Genomic DNA, 25,729 nt, shown 5'->3' with positions numbered 1-25,729 from the left:
CGCCCGATCGCGGCGCCGCAGGAGGCGCCCGTCGCGCGCCCCGGCGACGCGCCGCGCGGCTGACGCGTGGCCCGCCAGCTCGCCCTCGATCTCGGCAGCGCGCCGGCCCTCGGCCGGGGCGACTTCCTGCCCGCGCCCGCGAACGCCGCGGCACTCTCGCTGGTGGACCGGCCGCAGGACTGGCCGCAGGGACGGCTGCTGCTGGTCGGGCCAGAGGCCTCGGGCAAGTCCCACATCGCCGCCTTCTGGGCCGCCGAACAGGGCGCCCAGCGGGTCCGCGCGGGCGCCCTGCGGGTCGAGGCGGTGGACTTGCTTGCGACCGAGCAGGGGGCGCTGGTGGTCGAGGACGCGCAGCGCGTCGCCACGGCGGCGGGGGCCGAGCAGGCGCTCTTCCACCTGTGGAACCTCGCCGCGGCGCGGGGGACTTGGCTTCTGCTCACCGCCCGCACCCCGCCGCGCGACTGGGGGCTGACGCTGCCCGACCTCGCCTCGCGGGTGCAGGCGATGGCGGCGGTGACGCTGGGCGCGCCGGACGAGGCGCTGCTCGGGGCGGTGCTGGTCAAGCTGCTGGGCGACCGGCAGCTCACCCCCGGCCCCGGGGTGATCGAGGCGCTGGTGCGGCGCATGGACCGCGACCTCGGCCTCGCCCGCCGGCTGGTGGCCGAGATCGACCGCGCCGCGCTGGCCGAAGGGCGGGCGGTGACCCGGCCGCTGGCGCTCGAGACGCTGGCGAGGCTGCAGGGGGCCGGTTGAAGGAGCACCCCCCTGAAAAGGCTGGCGCGTGGCGCTGCCCTCGCGCCGTTCCGGGCCTTCCCGCAGCCAGCGCCGCGCCGCGGGCAACCCGGCCCAACGGTTTGACAGCCCCGGCCCGGCGGGCCACACGGGTTGGTGCGACCCCCCTCTTGGCAAGCCGCCCGCAGAATCGATGACCCAGGCCGATTTCCTCACCTCGGACTTTCCCGCGCCGCGCAACCTGCCCGACGGGCCGCCGGTCGGACCGGCCCGGTTCTTCAACCGCGAACTCTCGTGGCTCAGCTTCAACTGGCGAGTGCTGGACGAGGCGCGCAACCCGCGCGTGCCGCTGCTCGAGCGGCTGCGGTTCCTGTCGATCTCGGCCACCAACCTCGACGAATTCTACACCGTCCGCGTCGCCGGCCTGCGCGAGCTGGTGCGCGAGGGGAACACCTCGCCCTCGGACGACGGGCTGACCCCGGCCGACCAGCTCACTCTCATCAACGCCGATGCGCGCCGCCTGATGGACGCCCAGCAGACCGTCTGGAACCGCCTGCGCCGCGAGATGGAGGGCGAGGGGATCGTGATCCTGTCGCGCTCACGCGTGACCCGGGCCGAGGCGGCGTTCCTGCGCGAGCATTTCATGGCGCAGGTGTTTCCGGTCCTGACGCCGCTGGCGATCGACCCGGCGCACCCGTTCCCGTTCATCCCCAACGCCGGCTTCTCGCTGGCGCTGGAGCTCGCGCGCGAGTCGGACGGGCGGCAGATGCAGGCGCTGCTGCCGATCCCGGCGCAGCTCAAGCGGTTCATCCCGCTGCCGGGCGGGCAGCGGTTCCTGCGGCTCGAGGATCTGCTGCTGATGCATCTGTCGCGGCTCTTCCCCGGCTACCGCGACATCGGCCACTGCGCCTTCCGGGTGCTGCGCGACAGCGACCTCGAGGTCGAGGACGAGGCCGAGGATCTGGTCCGCGAGTTCGAGACGGCGCTGAAGCGGCGCAGGCGGGGCGACGTGATCCGATGCAAGATCACCGAGGGCGCCCCCGACCGGCTGCGCCGCGCGATCATGCAGGAACTCGCGGTCGGCCCCGACGAGGTGGTCGAGGTCGAGGGGCTTCTGGGCATGGCCGACGTGCGCGAGCTGGTGCTCGACAGCCGCCGGGACCTGCAATGGCCGTCCTTCACCCCGCGGGTGCCCGAGCGGGTGCAGGACCACGACGGGGACGTGTTCGCGGCGATCCGGCAAAAGGACATGCTGCTGCATCACCCCTACGAGACCTTCGACATGGTCATCCGCTTCCTGAGCCAGGCAGCGCGTGACCCGGACGTGGTGGCGATCAAGCAGACGCTCTACCGCACGAGCTGGGACAGCCCCGTCGTCTCGGCGCTGTGCGAGGCCGCCGAGGCGGGCAAGTCGGTGGTGGCGCTGGTGGAACTCAAGGCGCGCTTCGACGAGGCCGCCAACATCCGCCAGTCGCGCCGGCTGGAACGCTCGGGCGCGCACGTCGTCTATGGGTTCGTGAACTACAAGACCCACGCCAAGATCTCGACCGTGGTGCGGCGCGAGGGTGACCGGCTGGTGACCTATACCCACTACGGGACCGGCAATTATCACCCGATCACCGCGCGCATCTATACCGACCTGTCGCTCTTCACCTGCGACCCGGCGCTGGGGCGCGATGCGACCAAGGTCTTCAACTTCCTGTCCGGCTACGTCCAGCCCGAGGGGCTCGAGAACCTCGCCATCTCGCCCATCGACCTCAAGTCGCGGCTGCTTGAGCTGATCGGGCGCGAGGCGGACCTTGCCCGCCGCGGCCGCCCCGCCGCGATCTGGGCCAAGATGAACAGCTTGATCGAGCGCGACGTGATCGAGGCGCTCTACGCCGCCTCGGCCGCCGGGGTGAAGATCAACCTCGTCGTGCGCGGCATCTGCGGGCTGCGGCCGGGGATCGCGGGGTTGAGCGAGAACATCCGGGTCAAGTCGATCGTCGGGCGGTTCCTCGAACATTCGCGCATCGTCTGCTTCGGCAACGGCCACGGCCTGCCGTCCCGCAAGGCGCGGGTATTCATCAGCTCGGCCGACTGGATGGACCGCAACCTCTCGCGCCGGGTCGAGACGCTGGTCGAGTGCCTGAACGACACCGTAAAGGCCCAGATCACCAGCCAGATCATGGCCGCCAACATGGCCGACGAGGCGCAGAGCTGGATCCTTCAGCCCGACGGGCGCTGCCTGCGCTATCTGCCCGAGGGCCGCGACGATCTGTTCAACTGCCACCGCTTCTTCATGGACCACCCGTCGCTGTCGGGGCGCGGCAGCGCGGGCGCGGGGGACGTGCCGGCGCTGACCCACGGCACCGAAGGCAGCGGCGAGCCCTCGGGCGAGACGCCGGCCGAAGCGGCGGTCGAGGCTGCCGCCGAGCGCGCGGCCGCCCCCGCCGCGACGGTCGCCCCCGCCGCCGCCAAGACATCCGACCCGGACCGGGACTGAGGCCCGGGCCGCCCACCACGCCACACGCGAGGACCACCAGGATGAACGTGACCACGACCTCGGGGCAGAAGGTCTCGCCCTTCGGCAAGGGCGGACTGCCGGTGCGCCCGGCGCGCGAGCTGAAACGGGTGGGCGTGGTCGATGTCGGCTCGAACTCGATCCGCATGGTGGTGTTCGACGGCGCCGCCCGCAGCCCGGCCTATTTCTACAACGAGAAGGTCATGGCCGGGCTGGGGCAGGGGCTTGCCACCACCGGCCGGCTGAACCCCGAGGGCGTCGTCCGCGGCATGGCCGCGCTGCGGCGCTTCGCGGCGCTCGCCAAGGGGATGGGGATCGAGGCGCTGACCTGCGTCGCCACCGCTGCCGTGCGCGAGGCCGAGGACGGGCCCGCCTTCCACCAGGCCGTGGCGAAGGAGACCGGCCTCAAGCTGATCGTCATCGACGGCGAGGAAGAGGCGCGGCTGTCGGCGCAGGGGGTGCTGCTCGGCTGGCCCGACGCGCGCGGGCTCGTCTGCGACATCGGCGGCAACTCGATGGAGCTGGCCGAGGTCGGCGACGGCGCCATCGGCCGGCGCGCAACCTCTCCACTCGGGCCGTTCCGCCTGCAGCAGGTCGAGGCGAAGGACCTCAAGAAGCACATCTCGCGGATCGTCGGCGGGCTGGCCGAAAGCTTCGGCACCGATCACGAGCGGCTCTATCTCGTCGGCGGCTCGTGGCGCGCCATTGCCCGGCTTGATATGGAGCGGCGGGCCTATCCGATGACCGTCCTGCACGAATACCGCATGACGCCCGAGGACGTGCTGGCGACCGTCAAGTGGATCGGCGAGCAGAGCCTCGCCGACCTCAAGTCGCGCACCGGCATCGGCTCGGGCCGGATCGAGCTGGTGCCGCTGGCGATGCAGGTGCTGCGCGAGCTGGTCTCGACCCTCGCGCCGCCCGAGATCGCCATCAGCTCCTACGGGATCCGCGAGGGGCTGCTTTACGAGCAGATGTCCGACAGCATCCGCAAGCGCGATCCGCTGATCGAGGCGGCGCGGTTCACCGAGCGGCAGATGGCGCGCATCCCCGGCTCGGGCAAGAAGCTCTACCAGTTCCTGTCGCCGCTGTTTGCGGATGCGCCGCCCTCGCACGAGCGGCTGATCCGGGCCGCCTGCCTCCTGCACGACACGAGCTGGCGGGCGCACCCGGACTATCGGGCCGAGGCCTGCTTCGACAACGTGACGCGCGCCAACCTCGCCGCGCTGAGCCACCCCGAGCGGGTGTTCCTGGGGCTCGCGCTTCTGCACCGCTACAAGAACAGCCGGGCGGGGTCGGCGATGGCGCCGCTCTTCACGCTGCTCGACGAGGCGCAGATCCGCGACGCCGAGACGCTGGGCAAGGCCATGCGGTTCGGGGCGATGTTCTCGGTCGGCGACCCGTCCGAGGCGGGGGAGCTGATCTTCGACCGCGATTCCAAGCGCCTGACCCTCAAGCTGACTCGCACCGGCCGGGCGCTGATGGGCGAGGTCGCGGCGGCGCGGTTCCAGTCGCTCTGCAGCGCGATGGGCGTCGAGTGCGTGGTGCAGTGAGCGCTGCGCTTTCAGGACATTTTGCCGAGGTCACGGCGCCGTGATTGTCTTCTGCCGCTGACGCCGGAGAGATCATGGAAAACCTGGGGCTTTTGTTGCCGATTCTGGCGGTGTTTGGCGTGGCCACACTCGCCGACGCCTTCCGCGACGATAACGATGACGATGACGATGTGGCGCCGGAGCCCGAGCCCGGGCCTGACCCGGAGCCCGAACCCGAGCCGGAACCCGAGCCCGAACCCGAGCCCGAACCCGAGCCGGAGCCTGAGCCGGAACCCGAGCCGGAACCTGAGCCCGAACCGGAACCTGAACCCGAGCCGGAGCCTGAGCCGGAACCCGAGCCAGAGCCTGAACCCGGCGACTCGCCCACGATCGTCGACGGTGCCGAGGTCTATCGCGGCACCGACGGCCCCGACGACGTGCCGGCCTATGGCGACGGCGGGGACGTGGACGGGCGTGGCGGGGACGACCACCTCGTGTCGGGCGACGGCGCCACGCGCCTGGCCGGCGGCGACGGCGACGACGACATCGAGGGGATGCGAAGCCGACTTGCCGACTCGCCGACCTCCTTCGACCTGCACGAGTGGCGGGTGGACGACGCCGCCGACACGCTGGACGGTGGGGCCGGGGACGACAGCATCCAGTTCTCGCAACTCGATCTGGTCACCGGCGGCAGCGGTGAGGACGAGCTGGAGGGTTGGGTGACCCCCGACGACACCGGCCCGGCCGTGGTCGGCGACTTCGCGCAGGGCGAGGATCACCTGTCGCTGGTGGTCGAGGACGAGAGCGCCTCGATCCAGGACTTCGGCGCCCGGTTCGAGGTGGTCGAGACGGACGGCAGCACCGAGATCCTGCTGGACGGCACCCACGTCGTCACCCTGACGGGCGCGACGGGCCTGACGATCCGCCTGTCCGAGAACGGCGAGGGGCCGTATTACGACCTGAACGGCAACCGCACCGACGAACCGGCGGACGTGACCCTCACGACCTGGCAGAACGTCTATTGACCTGACGCGGCGGCTCGCCGCGACAGGCGACCGCGACGAGGGCCGCCCCGAGGGGCGGCCCTTTTCGTTGCGGAGGTGGCTTGGCGGTCCGGCGAAACGACCTCTGCCACAAAGGTTATCGCCAACGATCCGCCGCTCGGCGCCCGTCTCTCAATCCCCCGAGTAGGATGGGCGCCGATCTCCCTGCTTCGTCAGCCGGCTTCCGCCATCGAGCAACGTGAGCGGGCTGGGCGCCATCCGCCGCAACATAAGTGAGAAATAGCCCGCCACCTGCAGCCCCGCCCCCGCCAAAGAAAAAGGCCGCCCCGAGGGGCGGCCTTTCCTGTCCAGCCGTCAGACGGCCGGGCGGGGGATCACATCATGTCCATGCCGCCCATGCCGCCCATGCCGCCGCCCATGCCGCCGGCGGCAGCCTTGGGCTCGGGCTTCTCGGCGATCATCGCCTCGGTGGTGATCAGCAGGCCGGCCACCGACGCGGCGTCCTCGAGCGCGGTGCGCACGACCTTGGCCGGGTCGATCACGCCGAACTTGAACATGTCGCCGTATTCTTCGGTCTGGGCGTTGAAGCCGAAGCTCTTGTCCTGGCTCTCGCGGACCTTGCCCGCGACCACTGCGCCGTCGACGCCGGCGTTCTCGGCGATCTGGCGCATCGGGGCTTCCAGCGCGCGGCGGACGAGCGCGATGCCGGCGTTCTGGTCGGCGTTCTCGCCTTCCAGACCTTCCAGCGCCTTGCCGGCCTGCACCAGCGCGACGCCGCCGCCGACCACGACACCTTCCTGCACCGCGGCGCGGGTCGCGTTCAGCGCGTCATCGACGCGGTCCTTGCGCTCCTTAACCTCGACTTCGGTCATGCCGCCGACGCGGATGACGGCGACGCCACCGGCGAGCTTCGCCACGCGCTCCTGCAGCTTCTCCTTGTCGTAGTCCGAGGTGGTTTCCTCGATCTGCTGGCGGATCTGGCTGACGCGGGCCTCGATCTCGGCCTTTTCACCGGCGCCATCGACGATGGTGGTGTTGTCCTTGTTGATCGAGACCTTCTTGGCGCGGCCCAGCATGTCGATGCCGACATTCTCGAGCTTCATGCCCAGGTCTTCCGAGATCACCTGACCGCCGGTCAGGATCGCGATGTCCTGCAGCATGGCCTTGCGGCGGTCACCGAAGCCCGGCGCCTTGACGGCCGCGACCTTCAACCCGCCGCGCAGGCGGTTGACGACCAGCGTGGCCAGCGCCTCGCCCTCGACATCCTCGGCCACGATCAAGAGCGGCTTCTGGGTCTGGATGACGGCTTCCAGCAGCGGCACCATCGGCTGCAGCGACGAGAGCTTCTTCTCGTGCAGCAGGATGTAGGCGTCCTCGAGCTCGGCCACCATCTTGTCGGGGTTGGTCACGAAGTAGGGCGAGAGATAGCCGCGGTCGAACTGCATCCCTTCGACGACTTCGACCTCGGTCTCCATCCCCTTGTTCTCTTCGACGGTGATGACACCCTCGTTGCCGACCTTCTGCATCGCCTCGGCGATCTGCTCGCCGATGAACTTCTCGCCGTTGGCCGAGATGGTGCCGACCTGGGCCACTTCGGCCGAGTCCGAGACCGGGCGGGCGGCCGACTTGATCGACTCGACGACGCGCTGGGTCGCCAGATCGACGCCGCGCTTGAGGTCCATCGGGTTCATCCCGGCGGCGACGGCCTTGAGGCCCTCCTTGATGATCGCCTGGGCGAGCACGGTGGCGGTGGTGGTGCCGTCCCCGGCCTCGTCATTGGTGCGCGAGGCGACTTCGCGGACCATCTGCGCGCCCATGTTCTCGAACTTGTCCGAAAGCTCGATTTCCTTGGCGACCGAGACGCCGTCCTTGGTGATGCGCGGGGCGCCGAACGACTTGTCGATCACCACGTTGCGGCCTTTCGGGCCCAGCGTGACCTTGACCGCATCCGCGAGGATGTTGACGCCCTTGAGCATCCGGTCGCGGGCGTCGGTGTTGAACTTGACTTCCTTGCCAGCCATTTATCTATTCCTTGTCAGAGGGTTGTAAGCGCTACCTGCGAGGGATCAGCCGATGATCCCGAGGATGTCGCTTTCCTTCATGATGAGCAGCTCTTCGCCGTCCAGCGTCACTTCGGTGCCCGACCACTTGCCGAACAGGATGCGGTCGCCGGCCTTGACCGAGGGGGCGATCAGCTCGCCCGAGTCCTTGCGGGCGCCTTCGCCCACCGAGACGATCTCGCCTTCCGAGGGCTTTTCCTTGGCGCTGTCGGGGATGATCAGCCCGCCCTTGGTCTTTTCGTCCGACTGGACGCGGCGGACCAGGACGCGGTCGTGAAGCGGCTTGAAGGCCATCGTGAACACTCCGGTTATTCAGGTTGCAGTGTTGCGTGCTGTTGGCACTCGATTGGGGTGAGTGCCAATGGCCGCGATGTAGGGGCCGGGTCCGGGCCTGTCAACGGGGCGTGATCGCGGCGAGCGGGTGGAACGGCGCGGGTCGGGCCCGTCGCGAGGGCGCCCGGACGGGGTGGACCTCGGGGCGGCGCGGGGCCATGCTGCGGCGAAAGCCAGGGCGCGAGCGGGGTGCGAAGATGGGTTGGCACGAGCGGATGCGGGGGGCGGTGCTCGGGGCGCTTGCGGCCTGTGCGGTCGCCTCGGCCGAGGCGGCGGCCACCGCCGATCCGCCGCCCGGGGTGGCGCAGGCCGTGCCGGCCGCGGACGCGCCGCCGGCCGTCTGCGCCGGCGCCGATCTGATGCAGAGCCTGCCGGCCGAGACCCGCGCCCGCATCGACGCTGCGGTCGCCGCCACGCCCTATGCGCAGGGCACCCGCTTCACCGCCCGCAAGGGCGACGCGCGGATCGAGATCATCGGCACCTATCACTTCGACGACCCCCGCCACGACCCGATGGTCGCGGCCCTGACGCCGGTCATCGCCTCGGCCGACGCGATGCTGGTCGAGGCCGGACCCGACGAGGAGAAGCGCCTGACCGCCGCACTCGCCCGCGACCCGTCGCTGATGGTCGACACCGAGGGGCCGACGCTGCCCGAACGGCTCGGGGACGCGGCCTGGCGCGAGCTGGGCGAGGCCATGTCCGCGCGCGGGATGCCGCCCGTCATGGTCAGCCGGCTGCGGCCCTGGTACGTCTCGATGATGCTCGGGATCTCGCCGTGCATGATGGGCCAGATCAAGGCGCGCGGCGACACTGCGGGCCTCGACCACCGGCTGATGCAGGTGGCGGCCGACGCGGGCGTGCCGGTCCGCGCGCTCGAGCCGTGGGACACGGTGCTGACCCTCTTCGACGGCATGAGCGACACCGAAGAACTGGACATGATCCGCGCCGCGCTGCCCGCCGCGCGGCTGGCCGACGACTATGCCACGACAACGATCGAGGCCTATTTCCGCGGCGACATCTGGGCGATCTGGGAGTTCGGGCGGCTGGACGCCTATGACCACGCCGGGATGGACCGCGCGAGCGTCGACCGGCAGGTGCAGCTGGCCGAGGACCGGCTGATGACCGGCCGCAACCGGGGCTGGATCGCGCCGCTGACCGAGGCCGCGACGGCCGCCGCGGCGCGCGGCAAGCCGGTGGTCGCGGCCTTCGGGGCGCTGCACCTGCCGGGCGAGGACGGGGTGCTGCGGCTTCTCGAACGGGACGGGTGGACGATCACGGCAGGGGGCGCGTCATGAGCCGCAGCGAGAACCGATGGGCCGACGAGACGGCGTGGTGGACGATGGGCGCGGCCGAGGCGCGGCGCCGGATGCACCCCGCCTGCGTGATGATCCTGCCGCGCGGCATCCTGCAGGGCCGCGACATCCTGCCCGCGCTCGACGGCCCGCGGTGGGAGGGGGTGACGCTGGGCGAGCGCCGCTTCGTCGAGACCGAGGACTGCATCGTGCTGGCCTATCGCGTCGCGGCCAGCCGCGGCGGGCGCGCCTACCGCGCCTTCTGCAGCTCTACCTGGGTGCGCCAGCACGAGGACTGGCAGATGATCGAGCACCAGCAGACGCCCCTGGCCGAGGACTGAAGGTTGCGCGGCTCGCTGCGCCGCCACGCGCGGTTTCACGGCGCCTTCGCCGCGGGGCTGGCGGCGGCGCTGCTGGGCGGCGCGCTGACGCCGACCGACCGCATCCTGATCGGGGCGGACCTCTTTTTCGTCGTCTATCTCGTGGCCACCGCCGTCTGGGTGCGGGGCCGCAGCGGAGCCGACCTGCGGGCGCATTTCGCCGACGCCGACGAGGGCGGGGCGCTGATCGTGCTGATGGCGACGGGCGCGGTCGGGGTGAGCCTCTATGCCATCGCCCAGACCGTGCTCGCCTCGGCCGATCCGGGGGCGCTGCGGCTGCGCCCGGTGCTGGCGCTCGGGGCGGTGCCGCTGGGCTGGGCGACGGTCCACGCGGTCATGGCCTTTCACTATGCGCGGATGTTCTACACCCCTGACCGGGACTCGGGCAGGGCAGCGGGCGGGAGCAAGACGGGCGCGCGCGACAGCGGCGGGCTCGACTTTCCCGGCGGCCCCGCGGCGCCGGGCCCGTGGGAGTTTCTCTATTACAGCTTCACCCTCGGGATGACGGCGCAGACCTCGGACGTGGGGCTGACCTCGACGGCCTTTCGGCGGGTGACGCTGGCGCATTCGGTGCTCAGTTTCTTCTATAACGCGGTGATCGTGGCGCTGGCCGTCAACGCGGGCCTTGCGCTGGGGCAGGGGGGCTAGGCGCCCGCCACGCCCCGTCGCCGCCTGTCAGGGGGACTGACGGGCGGCCCATGCCTCCGGCGCTCCCCGGTCATCCGCCGCAGGCTCTCGCTCACCTCCCTCTGCCGCTTGAGCCGCACGCGGCCCGCGCCTATAACCCGCGCCGACCCGTTTTGCGCAAAGGCTGTCTCACATGATCCAGGTTCTCGGCCACAAGGCCCCCGACACCGACTCGACCGGCTCGCCGCTGATCTGGGCGTGGTACCTGTCCGAGGTCCGCAAGACCCCGGCCAAGGCCGTGCTGCAGGGGACGCCGAACACCGAGGCCGTGTGGATGCTGGGCCGCTGGGGGCTGGACCTGCCCGAGGTGATCGCCGACCTCGCGCCCGGCGACCAGTGCGTGATCGTCGACACCAACAACCCGGCCGAGCTGCCGGCCTCGATCAACGACGCCGAGGTGATCGAGATCATCGACCACCACCTGCTCGCCGGCGGGATCAAGACCCGGCTGCCGATCAACATCACCATCCGCCCGCTGGCCTGCACGGCGACGATCATGCACGACCTGATCGGCGGCGACCTCGACCGCGCGCCGGCCTGGGTCAAGGGCGTGATGCTGACCTGCATCCTGTCCGACACGCTCGAGTTCCGCTCGCCCACCACCACGCCGCATGACCGCTGGGTGGCCGAGAAGCTGGCCGGCGAGCTCGGGCTCTCGATCCCCGAATACGCCACCGAGATGTTCACCGCGAAATCGGACGTCTCGTCCTTCTCGGACGCGGCGCTGCTGAAGATGGATAGCAAGGAATACGAACTCGGCGGCAAGCAGATGCGGATCTCGGTGCTGGAAACCACCGCCCCGCAGGTGCTGCTCGATCGCAAGGCGGCGCTGCTGGCCGCCATGCCGGGCGTCGCGGCCGAGGACGGCGCCGACGAGGTGATGCTGTTCATCGTCGACATCCTGAACGAGCGCTCGACCCTGCTGGTCCCGAACGACTTCGTGCGCGCGGTTGCCGCCGCATCGTTCGGCGTCCCGGTCGAGGGCGACAGCGTGGTCCTTCCGGGGATCGTCAGCCGCAAGAAGCAGATCATCCCGGCGCTGAAGCTCTGAGGACGACCGCCGGCGTGGGGGTGTCCCACCCCCACACCCCGCAGGACATCCGCCGCGCCTCGAGGGTGTGGCCAGCAAAGGGGTGGACATGACCCGGATCATCGACAGCCTGGCCGAGATCGCCGACGGCTATGACGTGCTCTTCTGCGACCTCTGGGGCTGCGTGCACAACGGCAAGGTGGCCTATCCGGCCGCCATCGCCGCGCTGCAGGCGTTCCGGCAGGGCGGCGGCAAGGTCGCGCTGATGACCAACGCGCCCCGCCCGCGCCGCTTCGTGGCCGAGCAGATCGACCGCCTGGGCGTGCCGCAGGACGCCTGGGACGACATCGTGACCTCGGGCGACGCGGCGCAGGACGCGATGTTCGCGGGCCGGGTCGGGCAGAACGTCTGGCACGTCGGGCCCGAGCGCGACCTCGGGTTCTTCACCGAGACCAGCGATCCGCGCGCCCCCGGCATCCGCCGCGTGGCGCTCGAGGATGCCGAGGGGATCGTCGTCACCGGCCCCTACGACGACATGACCGAGACGCCCGAGGACTACCGCGCCCGGCTGGAGGCCGCGCAGGCCCGCGGGCTGCCGCTTCTCTGCGCCAACCCCGACATCGTGGTGGATTTCGGCGAGCAGCGGCTCTACTGCGCCGGCGCGCTCGCCCAGCTCTACGAAGGGATGGGGGGCGAGGCGCTTTATTTCGGCAAGCCGCACGCGCCGATCTATGACCTCGCCCGGCGCCGGCTGGGTGTCAGCGGCGGGCGCGAGCTTGCCATCGGGGACGGAATCGGCACCGATGTTGCAGGGGCCGTCGCGCAGGGGATCGATTCGATCTTCGTCACCGGCGGGTTGGCGGCCGAGCACATGGGGGGCGACGTGGAACGACCCGAGGACAGCCTGCTGCGCGCCTGGCTGGCAGTCGAGGGCATCGCCCCGACCTATGCCATCGGACGGCTGCGGTGAGCGCCCGCCCGATCGCCTCGCCGCCCGATCCCGCGCCCGCCGCGACGCGGGTGGGGCACGTCCACCTTAAGGTGGCGGACCTCGACCGGGCCATCGCCTTCTATTCGGGCGTGCTGGGGTTCGAGGTGATGCAGCATTACGGCACCCGCGCGGCCTTTCTCGGCGCCGGGGGCTATCACCACCACATCGGGCTCAATACGTGGGAATCCGCCGGGGCCACGCCCCCGCCGCCCGGTCACACCGGGCTCTATCACAGCGCCTTCCTGTATCCCGACCGCGCTTCGCTCGGGCGGGTGCTGGCGCGGGTGCTGGCCGCGGGCATCCCGCTCGACGGCGCGGCCGACCACGGGGTGAGCGAGGCGCTCTATCTGCGCGACCCGGACGGCAACGGGGTCGAACTCTACCGCGACCGCCCGCCCGCGGAGTGGCCGCTGGACGCGGAAGGCCGGGTGCAGATGGGCAACGCGCCCCTCGACCTCGCGGCGCTGCTGGCCGAGGGCGGCGCGCGGCCCGACGCCGACGCCCCGTGACCTGACGTCGCAACATTATTATCCCCCACGCCGCGACGACGGTATAATCTTGCCCGACGGTCATCGACCTGTTACGCCGCAATGCAGCGAACGGGCCTTTGACGGGCCAGTGAACGGGCCAGTGAACCGGGGATACCCATGATGCTCGACAATCTGCCGCGGGATAACCAGTTTCGGGGCACCATCGTCATCGAGGACCTCGAGGTCGGCATGATCCGCACCCTGCAGAAGCAGGTGACGGACGCCGACATCGAGATGTTCGCCACCATCTCGACCGACCGCAACCCGGTGCACCTGGACGAGGAATACGCCCGCGACACCATCTTCGAGGGGCGGATCGCGCACGGGATGCTGACTGCGGGCCTCATCTCGGCGGTGATCGGCGAGCAGTTGCCCGGCCACGGCACGGTCTATCTGGGCCAGACGCTCAAGTTCATGGCCCCCGTGCGCCCCGGCGACGTGGTCCGCGCCGAGGTGCAGGTGGATGCCATCGATCACGCCCGCCGGCGGGTCACCCTTGCCACCCGCTGCCTCGTCGGCGATACCGTCGTGCTGAAAGGCGAGGCGGTGGTTCTGGCGCCGTCCCGCAAGTTCGACTGAGGGCCGCGCTCCGGCCCGCTCTCCCGCGCGTGAGGCCGATGCAGAACCCCCCCATGCATATCCACCGCGACTGGCGCGGCCTGCCGGCGTCGGCGCGCGGCGCCAGCGTGGCGATGGGCAATTTCGACGGCGTCCACCTGGGCCACCGCGCGGTCATCGACGCGGCCCGTGCCGCCCGTCCCGACGCGCCGCTGGGGGCGGTCACGTTCGAGCCGCATCCGCGCGAGTATTTCGCCCGCGCCGCCGGGCGCAGCGAGCCGCCGTTCCGGCTGATGAACCCCGAGGCGCGGGCCAACCGGCTGGCCCGGCACGGGGTGGCGCAGCTCTACGAACTGCCCTTCGGCCCCACGCTCGCGGGGCTGACCCCCGAGGAGTTTGCCCGCGAGGTGCTGGCCGAGGGGTTGGGCGTCGTCCACGTCGCCGTCGGCGCCGATTTCCGCTTCGGCCGCGGCCGGGCCGGGGACAGCGCCGCGCTGGCCGAGTTGGGGCAGGCGATGGGCTTCGGCGTCACCATCGTGCCGCTGGTCGGCGGCGACGAGCCCGCCAGCTCGACTGCGATCCGCGCCGCGCTCTCCGAAGGGCGGCCACGCGATGCCGAGGCGATGCTCGGCCACTGGCACCGGATCGAGGGCGAGGTGCTGCACGGCGCGCAGCGCGGCCGCGAGCTCGGCTATCCGACCGCGAACATGGCGCTGGACGGGCTGCATCTGCCGAAGCTCGGCGTCTATGCGGTGCTGGTCGAGGTGCTGACCGGCCCGCACCGCGGCCATTACCGGGGCGTCGCCAGCCTCGGCGTGCGGCCGATGTTCGGCGAGAACACCCCGAACCTCGAGACCTATCTCTTCGATTTCTCCGGCGATCTCTACGGCGCGCATCTGTCAGTGGCGCTGGTCGACTACCTTCGCCCCGAGGCGAAGTTCGACAGCCTTAAGGCGCTGGTGGCGCAGATGGACGACGACGCCGCCCGCGCCCGGGCCATCCTGGCGGCCGGCTGATGCGCCCGCGCTTCTGGGAACTGCCACTGGCCGAACTGAGCGCCGCCGAGTGGGAGGCGCTCTGCGACGGCTGCGGCAAGTGCTGTCTGAACAAGATCGAGTACGAGGACGACGGCAGCGTGGATTTCACCCGCGTCGCCTGCCGCCTGCTCGACGGGCAGAGCTGCCGCTGTTCGTCCTATCCCAACCGCCACGACTTCGTGCCCGACTGCGTGGTGCTGACGCCCCAGAAGCTGCGCGACATCGCCTGGTGGCTGCCCGCGACCTGCGCCTATCGGCTGCGCGCCGAGGGCAAGCCGCTCTACGACTGGCACCACCTGATCTCGGGCGACCCCGAGGCGATCCACCGCGCCGGCGCCTCGGTCCGCGGCTGGACGGTCAGCGAGCTGTCGGTCACCGAGGACGAGTGGGACCAGTATGTGATCGAGGATCTGTCATGAACTTCGGCTCGGACAACGCCTCGGGCGTCCACCCCCGGATCATGGCCGCGCTGGCGGCGGCGAACGACGGGGCGGCCGCCTCGTATGGCCGCGACGCGCTGACCGCGCAGGCGGTCGAGGCGGTGCGCGAGATGCTGGGCGCGCCCGACGCGGCGGTGTTCCTGCTCGGCACCGGGACCGGGGCGAACGCGCTGGCGTTGGCGCAGCTCTGCCCGCCCTGGGGGCGGATCTTCTGCCACCGCACGGCGCATATCGAGACCTCGGAAAGCGGCGCCCCGGCCTGGATGGCGGGCGGCGCGCAGCTGGCGCTGGTCGAGGGGGACGCGGGCCGGATGACAGCGGCGACGCTCGCCCAGCGGATCGCGGACTACCCGCAGGTCGACGAGCATGACGGGCGGAACGCGGTCGTCTCGATCACCAACGCGACCGAGTGGGGGACGGTCCACGACGCGGCCTCGGTCACGGCGCTGGCCGGGGTGGCGCGCGAGGGCGGCATGGCCGTCCACATCGACGGCGCGCGCTTTGCCAACGCGGTGGCGGCGACCGGGGCGGCGCCCGGCGATCTGACGCAGGCCGCCGGCGTCGATGCGCTGTCGCTCGGCGGGACGAAGAACGGCTGCCTCGCGCTCGAGGCGGTGGTGTTTTTCGACCCCGACCGGGCCCGCGACTTCGCCTTCCGCCGGATGCGGGCGGGGCATCTGTGGTCCAAGCACCGCTTCCTCGCCGCGCAGATGCTGGCCTGGCTGGAAGGCGGGCTGTGGCTCGACCTCGCCCGCCACGCCAACGCCGCCGCGGGCGAGATTGCCGCGACGCTTACCGCAGCGGGCCACTCCCCGCTGGTCCCGGTCGAGGCGAACGAGGTCTTCGTGCGGCTTCCCGCCCCCGAGATCGCCCGCTTGCGCGCCGCCGGGCTGCGCGCGGCCGATTGGCCGGCCGAGGGCGACGACGCCGGGGCCGCGACGATCCGGCTGGTGACGAGCTGGGCCACCACCGACGCCGAGATCGCGGCGCTGGGGGCGGCGCTCTAACCCAGCGCGCCCAGCACCATCTGCAGCGCGTGCTCCACCGTTGCGGCGCGCACGGCGTGGCGGCCGCGGGGGCCGAACTCGACCGTCTCGGTCCGCACGCCCGCGGGTGTGGCGAGGCCGAAGCAGACCCGGCCCTCGGGCTTGAATTCGGACCCGCCGGGCCCGGCGATCCCCGTCACCGCGACCGCCATCCCGGCGCCTGACCGCGCCTGTGCGCCGGCGGCCATCTCGGCCGCGACCGCCTCGCTCACCGCGCCGTGGGTGGCGAGCGTCGCCTCGGAGACCCCGAGCATCCGGGTCTTGGCGGCGTTCGAGTAGGTGACGAAGCCGCAGTCGACCACGTCCGACGACCCCGGCACCTCGGTCAGCGCCGCGGCGATCAGCCCGCCGGTGCAGCTTTCCGCCGTGGCGAGCGTCACCCCCCGCGCGCGCGCGGCGGCGAGCACCTCGGCCGCGAGCCCCTCGGCCATCACATCAGCCCGTGCGAGATGCCCGCCGCGACGATGGTGGCGAGCGCCGCGAAGAGCCCGGCCCAGAGGTCGTCGAGCATCACCCCGTCGGCGTCCGCGCGGGCATCGGCGCGGCCCACCAGCCACGGCTTCCAGATGTCGAAGAGGCGGAAGAACAGGAACGGCGCCACCAGCCCCGGCCAGGGAATGACCGAAGCCGGCAGCCCGGCGAACCAGAACCCCGCCGAGGCGGCGCAGAAGGCGATGAGCTGGCCCGCGACCTCGTCGATGACGATCTCGCTGCGGTCCTTGTCGGCCATCCCCGCCGTGAACCGCCGCACCGACCAGAACCCAAGCGCGGTGGCCGCCAGCGTCGCCGCCGCCACCAGCGGGAAATGCCCCAGCCGGTGCAGGGCGTAGCCGAGCCCGATCGTGACCGCCGAGGCCCAGGTGCCGGGCGCAGGGCGCAGGTGGCCGATGCCGAAGAGGGTGGCGATGGCGCGGTCCATCAGGCGCCTCCGATCAGGGTGGCGGTGGCGAGGGCGGCGATCCCTTCCTCGCGGCCGGTGAAGCCGAGCCGTTCCGAGGTGGTCGCCTTGACGCTGACGCGGGCGGGCTCGACCCCCATGATGTCGGCCAGCCGCGCCTGCATGGCGGCGGCGTGGGGGCCGATCTTCGGCCGCTCGCAGACCAGCGTCACGTCGGCGTTGCCGAGCCGGAAGCCGCGCGACCGCGCCAGCTCGGCCGCGTGGCGCAGGAAGATGTCCGAGGCCGCGCCCTTCCACTGCGGGTCCGAGGGCGGGAAATGCCGGCCGATGTCGCCCTCGGCCAGCGCCCCGTAGATCGCGTCGGTCAGCGCGTGCATCCCCACGTCGGCGTCCGAATGGCCGACGAGCCCGCGCTCATGCGGGACCAGCACCCCGCAGAGCCAGACCCCCTCGCCGGGGCCGAAGGCGTGCACGTCGTAGCCGTTCCCGAGCCGCACATCCATGCCGGCCTCCATCATCCGTCCGGCGCGTTCGAGATCGCCGGGATAGGTCAGTTTCAGATTGTCCTCATCGCCGGCGACGATGGTGACCTCGATCCCCGCGCGGCGGGCGAGTTCGACGTCGTCCGCCGCCCCCTCGGTCGCGGCGCGATGGGCGGCGAGGATGGGGCCGAGCGCAAAGCCCTGGGGGGTCTGGGCGCGAAACAGCCCGTCGCGGGCGGCAAAGCCCGTCACCCGGTCCTCCGCACCGCGCCACAGCGCGTCGGTGACGGGCAGGGCCGGGGCGGCGGCGGGCGCCCCCTCGGCCAGCGCCGTCAGGACCCGGGCGATCACCGCCTGCGAGACCAGCGGGCGGGCCGCGTCGTGAATCAGCACATGGGTCACGCCCGCGCCCTCGAGCGTCTCGAGCCCGGCGCGCACGCTCTCGGACCGCGTGGCGCCGCCCGCGACCAGCACCACGGGGCCCGCGAGTTCCTCGACCGCGCGGTCCATGTCCTCGGGGGCGACGATGACGACCACCCGGGCGAAGCCGCGGAAGGCCGCGATGCTGCGGGCGATGACGCTTTGCCCGGCGAGCGACTGCCATTGCTTCGGCGCCGCGCCGCCCATCCGCGTGCCGCGCCCGGCGCCGGTGACGATCACCGCCGTGGTGGCCGCAAGGGGCGGCAGGGGGGAGGGGGGACCGTTGCGCATCGCCCTGCGGATACGCCAAGCCCGCCCGGGTCGCAACCGCGCCCCGCGGGCCGCCCATCGCCATCGCCGCCCCCCCCTCGCACCCGGGCCGGATCGCCGCTATATCCCCTTCGCATCACCCGCCGCCGCGACAAGGAGCCCGCCATGGCCGACCCCACCCCCTCGGATGCCGCCAAGGACGCCGCCGCCCGCGCCGCGGTGGCGCTGGTCGAGGACGGGATGCGCCTCGGGCTCGGCACCGGCTCGACCGCGGTGTTCATGGTCCATCGCCTGGCCGAGCGCATCCGCACCGAGGGGCTGCGCCTGCGCTGCGCCGCGACCAGCCGGGCGACCTGCGAACTCGCCGGCCAGCTCGGGATCGAGATCGAAGAGCTGGACGCGATCGGCTGGCTCGACCTGACGCTCGACGGGGCCGACGAGATCGACCCCGACCTGAACCTGATCAAGGGCGGCGGCGGCGCGCATCTGCGCGAAAAGATCATCGCCGCGGCCTCGGACCGGATGGTGGTCATCGCCGACCCGACCAAGGTGGTCGAGCAGCTCGGCGCCTTTCACCTGCCCGTCGAGGTGCTGGGCTTCGGGGTCGAGGCGACGCGCATCCACATCCAGCGCCTGCTCGACGCGATGGATCTGAGCCAGCGCCCGATGCTGGTGCGCCAGCGCGACGGCGCAGCGTTCCGCACCGACGAGGGCAACCTGATCCTCGACCTGTCGCTCAAGTGCATCCCCGACCCCGCGGCGCTGGCGCGGGGGTTGAACGCGGTGCCGGGCGTGGTCGAGCACGGGCTTTTCCTGAACATGTGCCAGCTGGCGCTGATCGGCAGCCCGGACGGCTCGGTCATCGAGCTGACCCGGACCGAGGATTTGACATGAGCTTCGACTACGACCTCTTCGTGATCGGCGGCGGATCGGGGGGCGTGCGCGCCGCCCGCATCGCCGCCTCGCAGCACGGCGCCCGCGTGGGGCTGGCCGAGGAAAGCCGCATGGGCGGCACCTGCGTGATCCGCGGCTGCGTGCCGAAGAAGCTGATGATCTTCGCCTCGGGCGCCCCCGCCGCCGCCGCCGAGGCGCGCGGCTACGGCTGGACCGGCGCGACCGAGGGCCGCTTCGACTGGCCGCTCTTCCGCGGCAAGCTGCACGAGGAGCTCTCGCGGCTCGAAGGGCTCTATGCCGGCGGGCTGCGCGCCGCGGGCGTGGACATCCACCCCCAGCGCGCGAAGCTCGCCGATCCGCACACGGTCGAACTGGCCGACGGGACGCGCCTGACCGCCAAGCACATCCTGATCGCGGTCGGCGGGCGCCCGAGCCTGCCCGGCATCCCCGGCGAGGAACTGGGGCTGATCTCGGACCACCTGTTCGACCTCGACACGCTGCCCGCGCGGGTGCTGATCGTCGGCGGCGGCTTCATCGCCTGCGAATACGCGACGATCCTGAACGGTCTCGGCTGCGACACCACCATCGCCTATCGCGGCGACAAGCTGCTGCGCGGCTTCGATGGCGAGTGCCGGACGCTCGCCACCCACCAGATCGAGAACCTGGGCATCACCCTGCGGCTGAACGACAGCCCGACGCGGCTGGACCGCGACGGCGCGGGCATCCGCGCCAGCTTCTCGGGCGGCGGGGCCGAGACCTATGACGCGGTGATGTTCGCCACAGGCCGCGCGCCCTACACTGGCGGGCTGGGGCTGGAAAACACCGGCGTCATCGTGGGCGAGCGCGGCCAGATCGAGGTGGATCAGTGGTCGCAGACCGCGGTGCCCTCGATCTACGCAGTGGGCGACGTGACCGACCGGGTGAACCTGACCCCGGTCGCGATCCGCGAGGGGCACAGCTTCGCCGACACCGTGTTCGGCGCCCAGCCGCGCTGCGTCGATCACAGCCTGATCGCCAGCGCCGTCTATCTGCGCCCGCACGAGCTCGGCACCATCGGCCTGACCGAGGAAGAGGCCGCCGAACAGGGCCCGATCGAGGTCTATGCCGCGAGCTTCCGCCCCATGCGGTCGCTGTTCGCCGGGTCCGAGGCGCGGGCGCTGATGAAGCTGATCGTCTGCGACCGGACGCGGCGGGTGCTCGGCTGCCACATCTTCGCGCCCGAGGCGGGCGAGATGATCCAGCTCGTCGCCGTGGCGATGGGGATGGGGGCGACCAAGGAACAGTTCGACGCGGCGATGGCGGTCCACCCGACGCTGGCCGAAGAGCTGGTGACGATGCGCGCGCCGGTCCGCCGGGCCGGGGGCGCCACGGTCTGAGAGGGCGGCCCCGGGTCACCGGCGGCGCGGCGGGCGGGGTGCCCGCGGCCGCGGTTCGGGGCGGTTGGCACTTGTCCTCACGGGGTTTCCCCCTAGTTAGGACCAGAGTTTGGACGAAAGGCGTGACGATGGCACAAGGACCTTGGGGCGGCGGCAGCGGCGGCAACGACGACGAGCGTCCGCCGCGCCCGCAACCTCCGCGCCCCGAGGGCGGGCGCGACGGGGGGCGCCCCGACCGGGGCGAGACGCCGCGGCCCTGGGGCCAGCCGGGCGGGCAGCAGCAGCCGCCGCAGGGCGGCCGCCGGCCCGAGACGCAGGTGCCCGAGATCGAAGAGCTGATGCGCAAGGGCCAGGACCGCCTGCGCGTGCTGATGGGCGGGCGCGACGGTGCGCCGCGCCCGGGCGGGCCGCGCGGCCCGATGGGCACCGGCCCGACCCTGCCGCGGTTGGACCGCGGCAAATGGGGGATCGCCGCGCTGGTCGCCGTCGGCCTCTGGGCCGCCTCGAGCTTCTACACCGTCGACACCGGCGAGAAATCGGTCGAGCTGATGTTCGGCCGCCCCTATGCCGTCCGCGACGAGGGTCTGAACTTCGCGCCCTGGCCGCTCGTCACCCGCCAGCTGGTCGCCGTCACCGGCGAGCGCACGATCGAGATCGGCGCCGGGCGCGACGCGCTCGACAGCGGGCTGATGCTGACCCGCGACCAGAACATCGTCGACATGACCTATCAGGTCGTCTGGAACGTCTCGAACCCCGAGCAATTCCTGTTCAACCTCGCCGACCCCGAGGGCACGATCCGCGCCGTCGCCGAAAGCGCCATGCGTGACATCGTGGCGCGCTCGGAACTCGCCCCGATCCTCAACCGCGACCGCGGCCAGATCGCCCGCGACGCCGAGATGGCGATCCAGGCGACGCTCGACAGCTATCAGTCGGGGATCAATGTGGTCCGCGTGAACCTCGGCCGCGCGGACCCCCCGCAGGAGGTGATCAACAGCTTCCGCGAGGTGCAGGCCGCCCAGCAGGAACGCGACCGGCTTGAGAAAGAGGCCGACGCCTACGCCAACCGCGTGCTCGCCAACGCCCGCGGTGAGGCCGCGGCGATGGTCGAGCAGGCCGAGGCCTATCGCGCCCAGGCCGTCAACGACGCCCAGGGTGAGGCCGCGCGCTTCAACTCGGTGCGCGAGGAATACGTCAAGGCCCCGGACGTCACCCGGCGGCGGATGTATCTCGAGACGATGGAGCGGGTGCTCGGCAGCGTGAACAAGGTCATCATCGAAAGCAGCGCCCAGGGCGGGCAGGGCGTCGTGCCCTATCTGCCGCTTGATCAGCTTCGCCCGCAGGGCGGGCAGATGGGCCAGCAGCAGATGGGCCAGCAAACGGGGCAGGTGGCCCCGCCGATGGGCCAGACCGGACCGGTGGACCAGTCCGCAACCCCGGCGCTGCCGGGCCAGACCGTGATGGGGGGCAACTGACATGCGCCGCGCGCTTTCCTTCTTTGCCCTGCCGGTCGTGGTCGTGGTCGGCCTTCTGGTGATGGCCTCGATCTACATCGTCGACGTGCGCGAAAAGGTGCTCGTCCTGCGCTTCGGCGAGGTCGTGGCGGTCCGCGAGGAACCGGGCCTCGGCTTCAAGATGCCGGTCATCGACCGGGTCGTGCGCTATGACGCGCGCATCCTTGGCCTGCCGACCGACCCGATGGAGGTCACGCCGCTCGACGACCGCCGCCTCGTGGTGGACGCCTTCGCGCGCTGGCAGGTAAACGACGCCGTGACCTTCCGCCGCGCGACCGGCGAGGGCGGCATCGACTTCGCCCAGAACCGGCTCGCCGGCATCCTCAACAACGCCATCCGGCAGGTGCTGGGCTCGGTGCCCTCGACCGCGGTGCTGTCGCAGGACCGCACCAACCTGATGGGCCAGATCCGCGACGCCGCCCGCGGCGAGGCCGAGGCGCTGGGGGTGCAGATCATCGACGTGCGCCTGACCCGCACCGACCTGCCCGAGCAGAACCTGACCGCGACCTACGCCCGGATGCGGGCCGAGCGCGAGCGCGAGGCCGCCGACGAGATCGCCCGCGGCGGCGAGGCCGCGCAGCGGGTCCGCGCCACCGCCGACCGGACGGTGGTCGAGCTGACCTCGGACGCCCGCCGCCGGTCCGAGATCGTCCGCGGTGAGGCCGATGCACAGCGCAACGCCATCTACGCGCAGGCCTTCGGGCAGGACCCCGAGTTCTTCGCCTTCACCCGCTCGATGACCGCCTATGAGCGGGCGCTGCGGGGGCAGAACAGCTCGCTCGTGATCAACCCCGAGGGCGAGTTCTTCAGCTACCTCGGCGCGGGCGGCAATCCGAACGGGGTGAGCCCGGTCGCGGTCCCGCCCGAGGTCGCAGCGGCGGTGCCCGCCGACGCGCCCTCGACGGCCGAGGTCGCGGCTGAGGCGGCCGCCCAGGCTGCCGCCGCGGCCGAGGCGGCTGCGGCGACCGCCGCCCGCGCCGAGGGCGGCGCGGAAAGCGAGCCGGGCGAGGCGACCATCGCGGTCCCCGACGCGCTCGGCACCGTGCCGGGCTTGGACGGTGAGCCTGCGGCCGGGAGCACCACCGACGCCGCCACTACGGCCCCGGCCGACGCGCCGGCGCCGGCCCCCGAGGCTGCCGCGCCTGCCGCGGACCCGGTGGCGACCCCCGCCGCCCCCGCCGATTCGGTGCCGCCGGCCAACTGACGCGTCCTGCCACCGCGCAGGGATCGAGGCGCAGCCCCACGGGGCTGCGCCTTTTTGCGTCGCCCCGTCCGCTCGGCGCTTGCGTCAACCGCCCGCGCCCCTCACGATGAAATGACGATCCGCACTGTTGCCTTGTCGCCACGAGCGACCACATTGGCCGCACCCGACCCGCCGCCGGACGGGCTCACGATCCGGTCACCTGACGGAGATCAAACGCATGACATTCCACGGACTTACCCGGCGTACGGGGCTCGCCGCCTCGACCCTCGCGCTGACGCTCGCGCTGGCCGCGCCGGGCCTGGCCCAGCAGGCCCAGCCGACGCCCCCCGCGCCGCCGCCGGGCGTCGAGCAGCAGGTCCTGCCGCCCGGGGGCAGCGCCATGGCGCCGCAGGACATGCCGCAGACGACCACCACCCCCGACCAGCCGATGAACGGCAAGGTCCCCGAGGCCGCCAACGCCAACGCCCCGATCGACGTGCAGAAGGCGCCCGTCGCCAGCGGCCAGTCGGTCATGCCCGACAGCTTCGCCGACATCGTGGCCCAGGTCAGCCCGGCGGTCGTGAACATCACCACCACCGCGGTCGTCTCGCGCCCCGTGGCGCAGGGGCCGATGTTCCCCGAGGGCAGCCCGTTCTCGGACCTGTTCCGCGACTTCGGCATCCCCGGCGTGCCCGGCATCCCTGGCTGGCCTGACCAGGGCTCGCCCTTCGGCAACCGCGGGCCGATGCAGCAGGAACGCTCGAACGCGCTCGGCTCGGGCTTCGTGGTCTCGGCCGACGGGTTCATCGTCACCAACAACCACGTCATCGACGGCGCCGACGAGATCGAGATCGAGTTCTACTCGGGCGCCAAGCTGCCCGCCAAGCTGGTCGGGACCGACCCCACCACCGACATCGCCGTGCTGAAGGTCGAGGCGGAAAAGCCGCTGCCCTTCGTCAAGTTCGGCAACTCGGACAGCGCCCGCGTCGGCGACTGGGTGCTGGCGCTCGGCAACCCGCTGGGGCAGGGGCTGTCGGCCTCGTCCGGGATCATCTCGGCCAAAAGCCGGGCGCTGACCGGCACCTATGACGACTTCATCCAGACCGACGCCGCGATCAACCGCGGCAACTCGGGCGGGCCGCTCTTCAACATGGCGGGCGAGGTCGTGGGCGTGAACACCGCGATCCTGTCGCCCAACGGCGGCTCGATCGGGATCGGCTTCTCGATGGCCTCGAACGTGGTGAGCAAGGTCGTCGACCAGCTGCGCGAGTTCGGAGAGACGCGCCGCGGCTGGCTGGGGGTCAAGATCCAGGACGTGACGCCCGACATCGCCGCCTCGCTGGGGCTCGCCTCGGAGACCGGGGCGATGGTGACGGACGTGCCCGCGGGGCCCGCGGCCGACGCCGGGGTGAAGGCGGGCGACATCATCACCCGCTTTGCCGGCGGCGACGTGGCCGACACCCGCGACCTCGTGCGCCGGGTGGCCGACGCGCCGGTGGGTGAGGCCGTGGACGTGACCGTGCAGCGCGCCGGCCAGCCGGTCGAGCTGAAGATCACCCTCGGGCGGCGCGAGCTGGCCGACGCCGACGGCAGCGGCGAGGGCAACGACGGCGCCCAGCCGCAGGGCGGGGACGGCCGCACCGTCCTCGGCATGACGCTGGTGCCGATCACGCCCGAGCTGGCCGCCCGGCTGCGCCTGCCCGAGGGGGCCAAGGGCCTTGTCGTGCAGGACATCGACGCGACCAGCGACGCCTCGGCCAAGGGCCTGCAGACCGGCGACGTGATCGTCGAGGCGGGCCAGCAGCCGGTGACGACGCTGGCCGACCTGAACGCCCGCATCGCCGAGGCGAAGGACGCGGGCCGCAAGTCGGTGCTGCTCTTGATCCGCCGCGAGGGCGAGCCGCGCTTCATGGCGCTGTCGATCGAGTAAGGCCGCGCGCCACGCCGGCACGCAAGGGGCGCCCGCGGGCGCCCCTTTCTTCATCCGGTCCGCGGCGCGCGCGTCGGGCGCGCACCGCGGGGGCAGGGCTCACTGGTTCGTCGCGACCGTGGCTTCCAGCGCGGTGAAGCCCGCGGTGAAGCCCTTGAGCGACATCGTCAGATTCACGAGGTCCTTGGCCGGGTCGGCGCCGAAGGGCAGCAGCGTGACCTTGCCCGAGCTGCCGCGCTTCATCGCGCCCAGCTCGTCGGCGGTCATGCCGATGCGCGAGACGCAGCCGATCGGGGCGCAGACGAGGAACGGGTAGCGGTGCTCCTTGCCGGTGTCGATCTGCAGCCCGAGCGCGGCCTGCAGGTCGGTCTCGAGCGGGGCGACGAAGTTCAGGATCGCCGCGGCCTTGCCCGAGAACGGGATGATCGAGACTTCCGCGACCGGCTTCTGCCCCTCGTCCTTGAGCAGCTGGTAGAGCTCGCACGGGTCCTTGCCGTCGGCGGTCTTGAGGCAGCGCAGCAGCCAGTCGTCGTGGGTCGACTTGGTGTAGTAGCTGCCGACCGCATCCGCGGCGGGCGCAGCCGGGGCGGCGCCGGCCGCCGGGGCCTCTGCC

Annotated in this window: 25 protein-coding genes; 19 read left to right on the top strand and 6 right to left on the bottom strand. The window is 71.9% G+C overall.

Features of this window, described 5'->3' with window-relative positions; genetic code table 11:
* Positions 1-66 precede the first annotated feature (66 nt).
* The 4 genes from ACFHYO_RS09530 (at position 67) to ACFHYO_RS09515 (ending at position 5,789) form a co-directional block, all read left to right on the top strand.
* Complete coding sequence (locus ACFHYO_RS09530; protein ID WP_394320006.1) at positions 67-753, top strand: P-loop NTPase family protein; 687 nt, start codon at positions 67-69, stop codon at positions 751-753.
* Between the two features lie 172 nt (positions 754-925).
* A complete protein-coding gene (locus tag ACFHYO_RS09525) occupies positions 926-3,217 on the top strand; it encodes an RNA degradosome polyphosphate kinase (RefSeq protein WP_394320004.1) in 2,292 nt (763 codons plus the stop codon).
* A 41-nt stretch (positions 3,218-3,258) separates the two neighbouring features.
* The gene (locus ACFHYO_RS09520) at positions 3,259-4,785 is read left to right on the top strand and encodes a Ppx/GppA family phosphatase (RefSeq protein ID WP_394320002.1); all 1,527 of its coding nucleotides are present in this window, start codon (positions 3,259-3,261) and stop codon (positions 4,783-4,785) included.
* A 74-nt stretch (positions 4,786-4,859) separates the two neighbouring features.
* The gene (locus tag ACFHYO_RS09515) at positions 4,860-5,789 is read left to right on the top strand and encodes a hypothetical protein (protein ID WP_394320000.1); all 930 of its coding nucleotides are present in this window, start codon (positions 4,860-4,862) and stop codon (positions 5,787-5,789) included.
* A 353-nt stretch (positions 5,790-6,142) separates the two neighbouring features.
* On the opposite strand, the gene groL is transcribed toward ACFHYO_RS09515, so the two are convergent.
* Positions 6,143-7,789: a chaperonin GroEL gene (groL, locus tag ACFHYO_RS09510; protein WP_394319999.1), complete on the bottom strand. Its 1,647-nt coding sequence runs from the start codon at positions 7,787-7,789 to the stop codon at positions 6,143-6,145.
* Between the two features lie 45 nt (positions 7,790-7,834).
* Positions 7,835-8,122, bottom strand: coding sequence for a co-chaperone GroES (locus tag ACFHYO_RS09505; protein ID WP_036702044.1), 288 nt, complete (start codon positions 8,120-8,122; stop codon positions 7,835-7,837).
* A gap of 236 nt (positions 8,123-8,358) precedes the next feature.
* On the opposite strand from ACFHYO_RS09505, the gene ACFHYO_RS09500 reads away from it, so the two are divergent.
* From ACFHYO_RS09500 to ACFHYO_RS09455, 10 genes are all read left to right on the top strand, one after another.
* Positions 8,359-9,456 carry a TraB/GumN family protein gene (locus tag ACFHYO_RS09500; RefSeq protein ID WP_394319996.1) on the top strand — a complete coding sequence of 366 codons (1,098 nt, stop codon included), beginning with the start codon at positions 8,359-8,361 and terminating at the stop codon, positions 9,454-9,456.
* Entirely contained in the window at positions 9,453-9,794 is a 342-nt protein-coding gene (locus ACFHYO_RS09495; protein ID WP_394319994.1) for a DUF4440 domain-containing protein, read from the top strand. The genes ACFHYO_RS09500 and ACFHYO_RS09495 overlap by 4 nt, the downstream gene beginning before the upstream one ends.
* 3 nt (positions 9,795-9,797) lie before the next feature.
* Positions 9,798-10,481 (top strand): DUF1345 domain-containing protein, encoded by a 684-nt coding sequence (locus ACFHYO_RS09490; RefSeq protein ID WP_394319992.1) that lies wholly within the window; start codon positions 9,798-9,800, stop codon positions 10,479-10,481.
* A 172-nt stretch (positions 10,482-10,653) separates the two neighbouring features.
* Positions 10,654-11,571 (top strand): manganese-dependent inorganic pyrophosphatase, encoded by a 918-nt coding sequence (locus ACFHYO_RS09485; RefSeq protein WP_394319990.1) that lies wholly within the window; start codon positions 10,654-10,656, stop codon positions 11,569-11,571.
* An 88-nt stretch (positions 11,572-11,659) separates the two neighbouring features.
* A complete protein-coding gene (locus tag ACFHYO_RS09480) occupies positions 11,660-12,520 on the top strand; it encodes a TIGR01459 family HAD-type hydrolase (protein ID WP_394319988.1) in 861 nt (286 codons plus the stop codon).
* On the top strand, positions 12,517-13,050 hold the full coding sequence (locus ACFHYO_RS09475) for a VOC family protein (RefSeq protein ID WP_394319987.1): 534 nt from the start codon (positions 12,517-12,519) through the stop codon (positions 13,048-13,050). The genes ACFHYO_RS09480 and ACFHYO_RS09475 overlap by 4 nt, the downstream gene beginning before the upstream one ends.
* 141 nt (positions 13,051-13,191) lie before the next feature.
* Positions 13,192-13,650: a MaoC family dehydratase gene (locus tag ACFHYO_RS09470; RefSeq protein ID WP_394320013.1), complete on the top strand. Its 459-nt coding sequence runs from the start codon at positions 13,192-13,194 to the stop codon at positions 13,648-13,650.
* 53 nt (positions 13,651-13,703) lie between these two features.
* Positions 13,704-14,645: a bifunctional riboflavin kinase/FAD synthetase gene (locus tag ACFHYO_RS09465; RefSeq protein ID WP_394320011.1), complete on the top strand. Its 942-nt coding sequence runs from the start codon at positions 13,704-13,706 to the stop codon at positions 14,643-14,645.
* Positions 14,645-15,085: a YcgN family cysteine cluster protein gene (locus ACFHYO_RS09460; protein WP_036731274.1), complete on the top strand. Its 441-nt coding sequence runs from the start codon at positions 14,645-14,647 to the stop codon at positions 15,083-15,085. Before ACFHYO_RS09465 ends, ACFHYO_RS09460 begins: the two co-directional genes overlap by 1 nt.
* Positions 15,082-16,113, top strand: a complete 1,032-nt coding sequence (locus tag ACFHYO_RS09455) for a threonine aldolase family protein (RefSeq protein WP_394319985.1) — start codon at positions 15,082-15,084, stop codon at positions 16,111-16,113. Before ACFHYO_RS09460 ends, ACFHYO_RS09455 begins: the two co-directional genes overlap by 4 nt.
* Here ACFHYO_RS09455 and ACFHYO_RS09450 read toward each other — a convergent pair.
* Genes ACFHYO_RS09450 through ACFHYO_RS09440 form a run of 3 tightly spaced genes read right to left on the bottom strand, consistent with a single transcriptional unit; the run spans position 16,110 to position 18,243 of the window.
* Positions 16,110-16,583, bottom strand: a complete 474-nt coding sequence (locus ACFHYO_RS09450; RefSeq protein WP_394319983.1) for a CinA family protein — start codon at positions 16,581-16,583, stop codon at positions 16,110-16,112. The two genes, ACFHYO_RS09455 and ACFHYO_RS09450, sit on opposite strands and share 4 nt — an antisense overlap.
* Positions 16,583-17,071 (bottom strand): phosphatidylglycerophosphatase A family protein, encoded by a 489-nt coding sequence (locus ACFHYO_RS09445; protein WP_394319981.1) that lies wholly within the window; start codon positions 17,069-17,071, stop codon positions 16,583-16,585. Before ACFHYO_RS09445 ends, ACFHYO_RS09450 begins: the two co-directional genes overlap by 1 nt.
* Entirely contained in the window at positions 17,071-18,243 is a 1,173-nt protein-coding gene (locus ACFHYO_RS09440) for a bifunctional 2-C-methyl-D-erythritol 4-phosphate cytidylyltransferase/2-C-methyl-D-erythritol 2,4-cyclodiphosphate synthase (RefSeq protein ID WP_394319979.1), read from the bottom strand. Before ACFHYO_RS09440 ends, ACFHYO_RS09445 begins: the two co-directional genes overlap by 1 nt.
* A 144-nt stretch (positions 18,244-18,387) precedes the next feature.
* Between ACFHYO_RS09440 and rpiA the strand changes: the two genes are divergently transcribed.
* From rpiA to ACFHYO_RS09415, 5 genes are all read left to right on the top strand, one after another.
* Positions 18,388-19,116, top strand: a complete 729-nt coding sequence (rpiA, locus tag ACFHYO_RS09435; protein ID WP_394319977.1) for a ribose-5-phosphate isomerase RpiA — start codon at positions 18,388-18,390, stop codon at positions 19,114-19,116.
* Positions 19,113-20,492: a glutathione-disulfide reductase gene (gene gorA, locus ACFHYO_RS09430; protein ID WP_394319975.1), complete on the top strand. Its 1,380-nt coding sequence runs from the start codon at positions 19,113-19,115 to the stop codon at positions 20,490-20,492. Before rpiA ends, gorA begins: the two co-directional genes overlap by 4 nt.
* Positions 20,493-20,620: 128 nt before the next feature.
* A complete protein-coding gene (hflK, locus tag ACFHYO_RS09425; protein WP_394319973.1) occupies positions 20,621-21,964 on the top strand; it encodes an FtsH protease activity modulator HflK in 1,344 nt (447 codons plus the stop codon).
* A 61-nt stretch (positions 21,965-22,025) separates the two neighbouring features.
* Complete coding sequence (gene hflC / locus ACFHYO_RS09420; protein ID WP_394320010.1) at positions 22,026-23,207, top strand: protease modulator HflC; 1,182 nt, start codon at positions 22,026-22,028, stop codon at positions 23,205-23,207.
* Between the two features lie 511 nt (positions 23,208-23,718).
* Complete coding sequence (locus tag ACFHYO_RS09415) at positions 23,719-25,116, top strand: Do family serine endopeptidase (protein ID WP_394320008.1); 1,398 nt, start codon at positions 23,719-23,721, stop codon at positions 25,114-25,116.
* Positions 25,117-25,215: 99 nt separating this feature from the next.
* Here the strand turns inward: ACFHYO_RS09415 and ACFHYO_RS09410 are convergent.
* Positions 25,216-25,729: invasion associated locus B family protein (locus ACFHYO_RS09410; protein WP_394319971.1), on the bottom strand; the 514-nt coding region annotated here is incomplete at its 5' end.

Source organism: Paracoccus panacisoli (assembly GCF_042435015.1).
GTDB lineage: Bacteria > Pseudomonadota > Alphaproteobacteria > Rhodobacterales > Rhodobacteraceae > Paracoccus > Paracoccus panacisoli.
The sequence above is the reverse complement of the archived record's forward strand: the minus strand, read 5'-3'. Positions and strand labels throughout refer to the sequence as shown.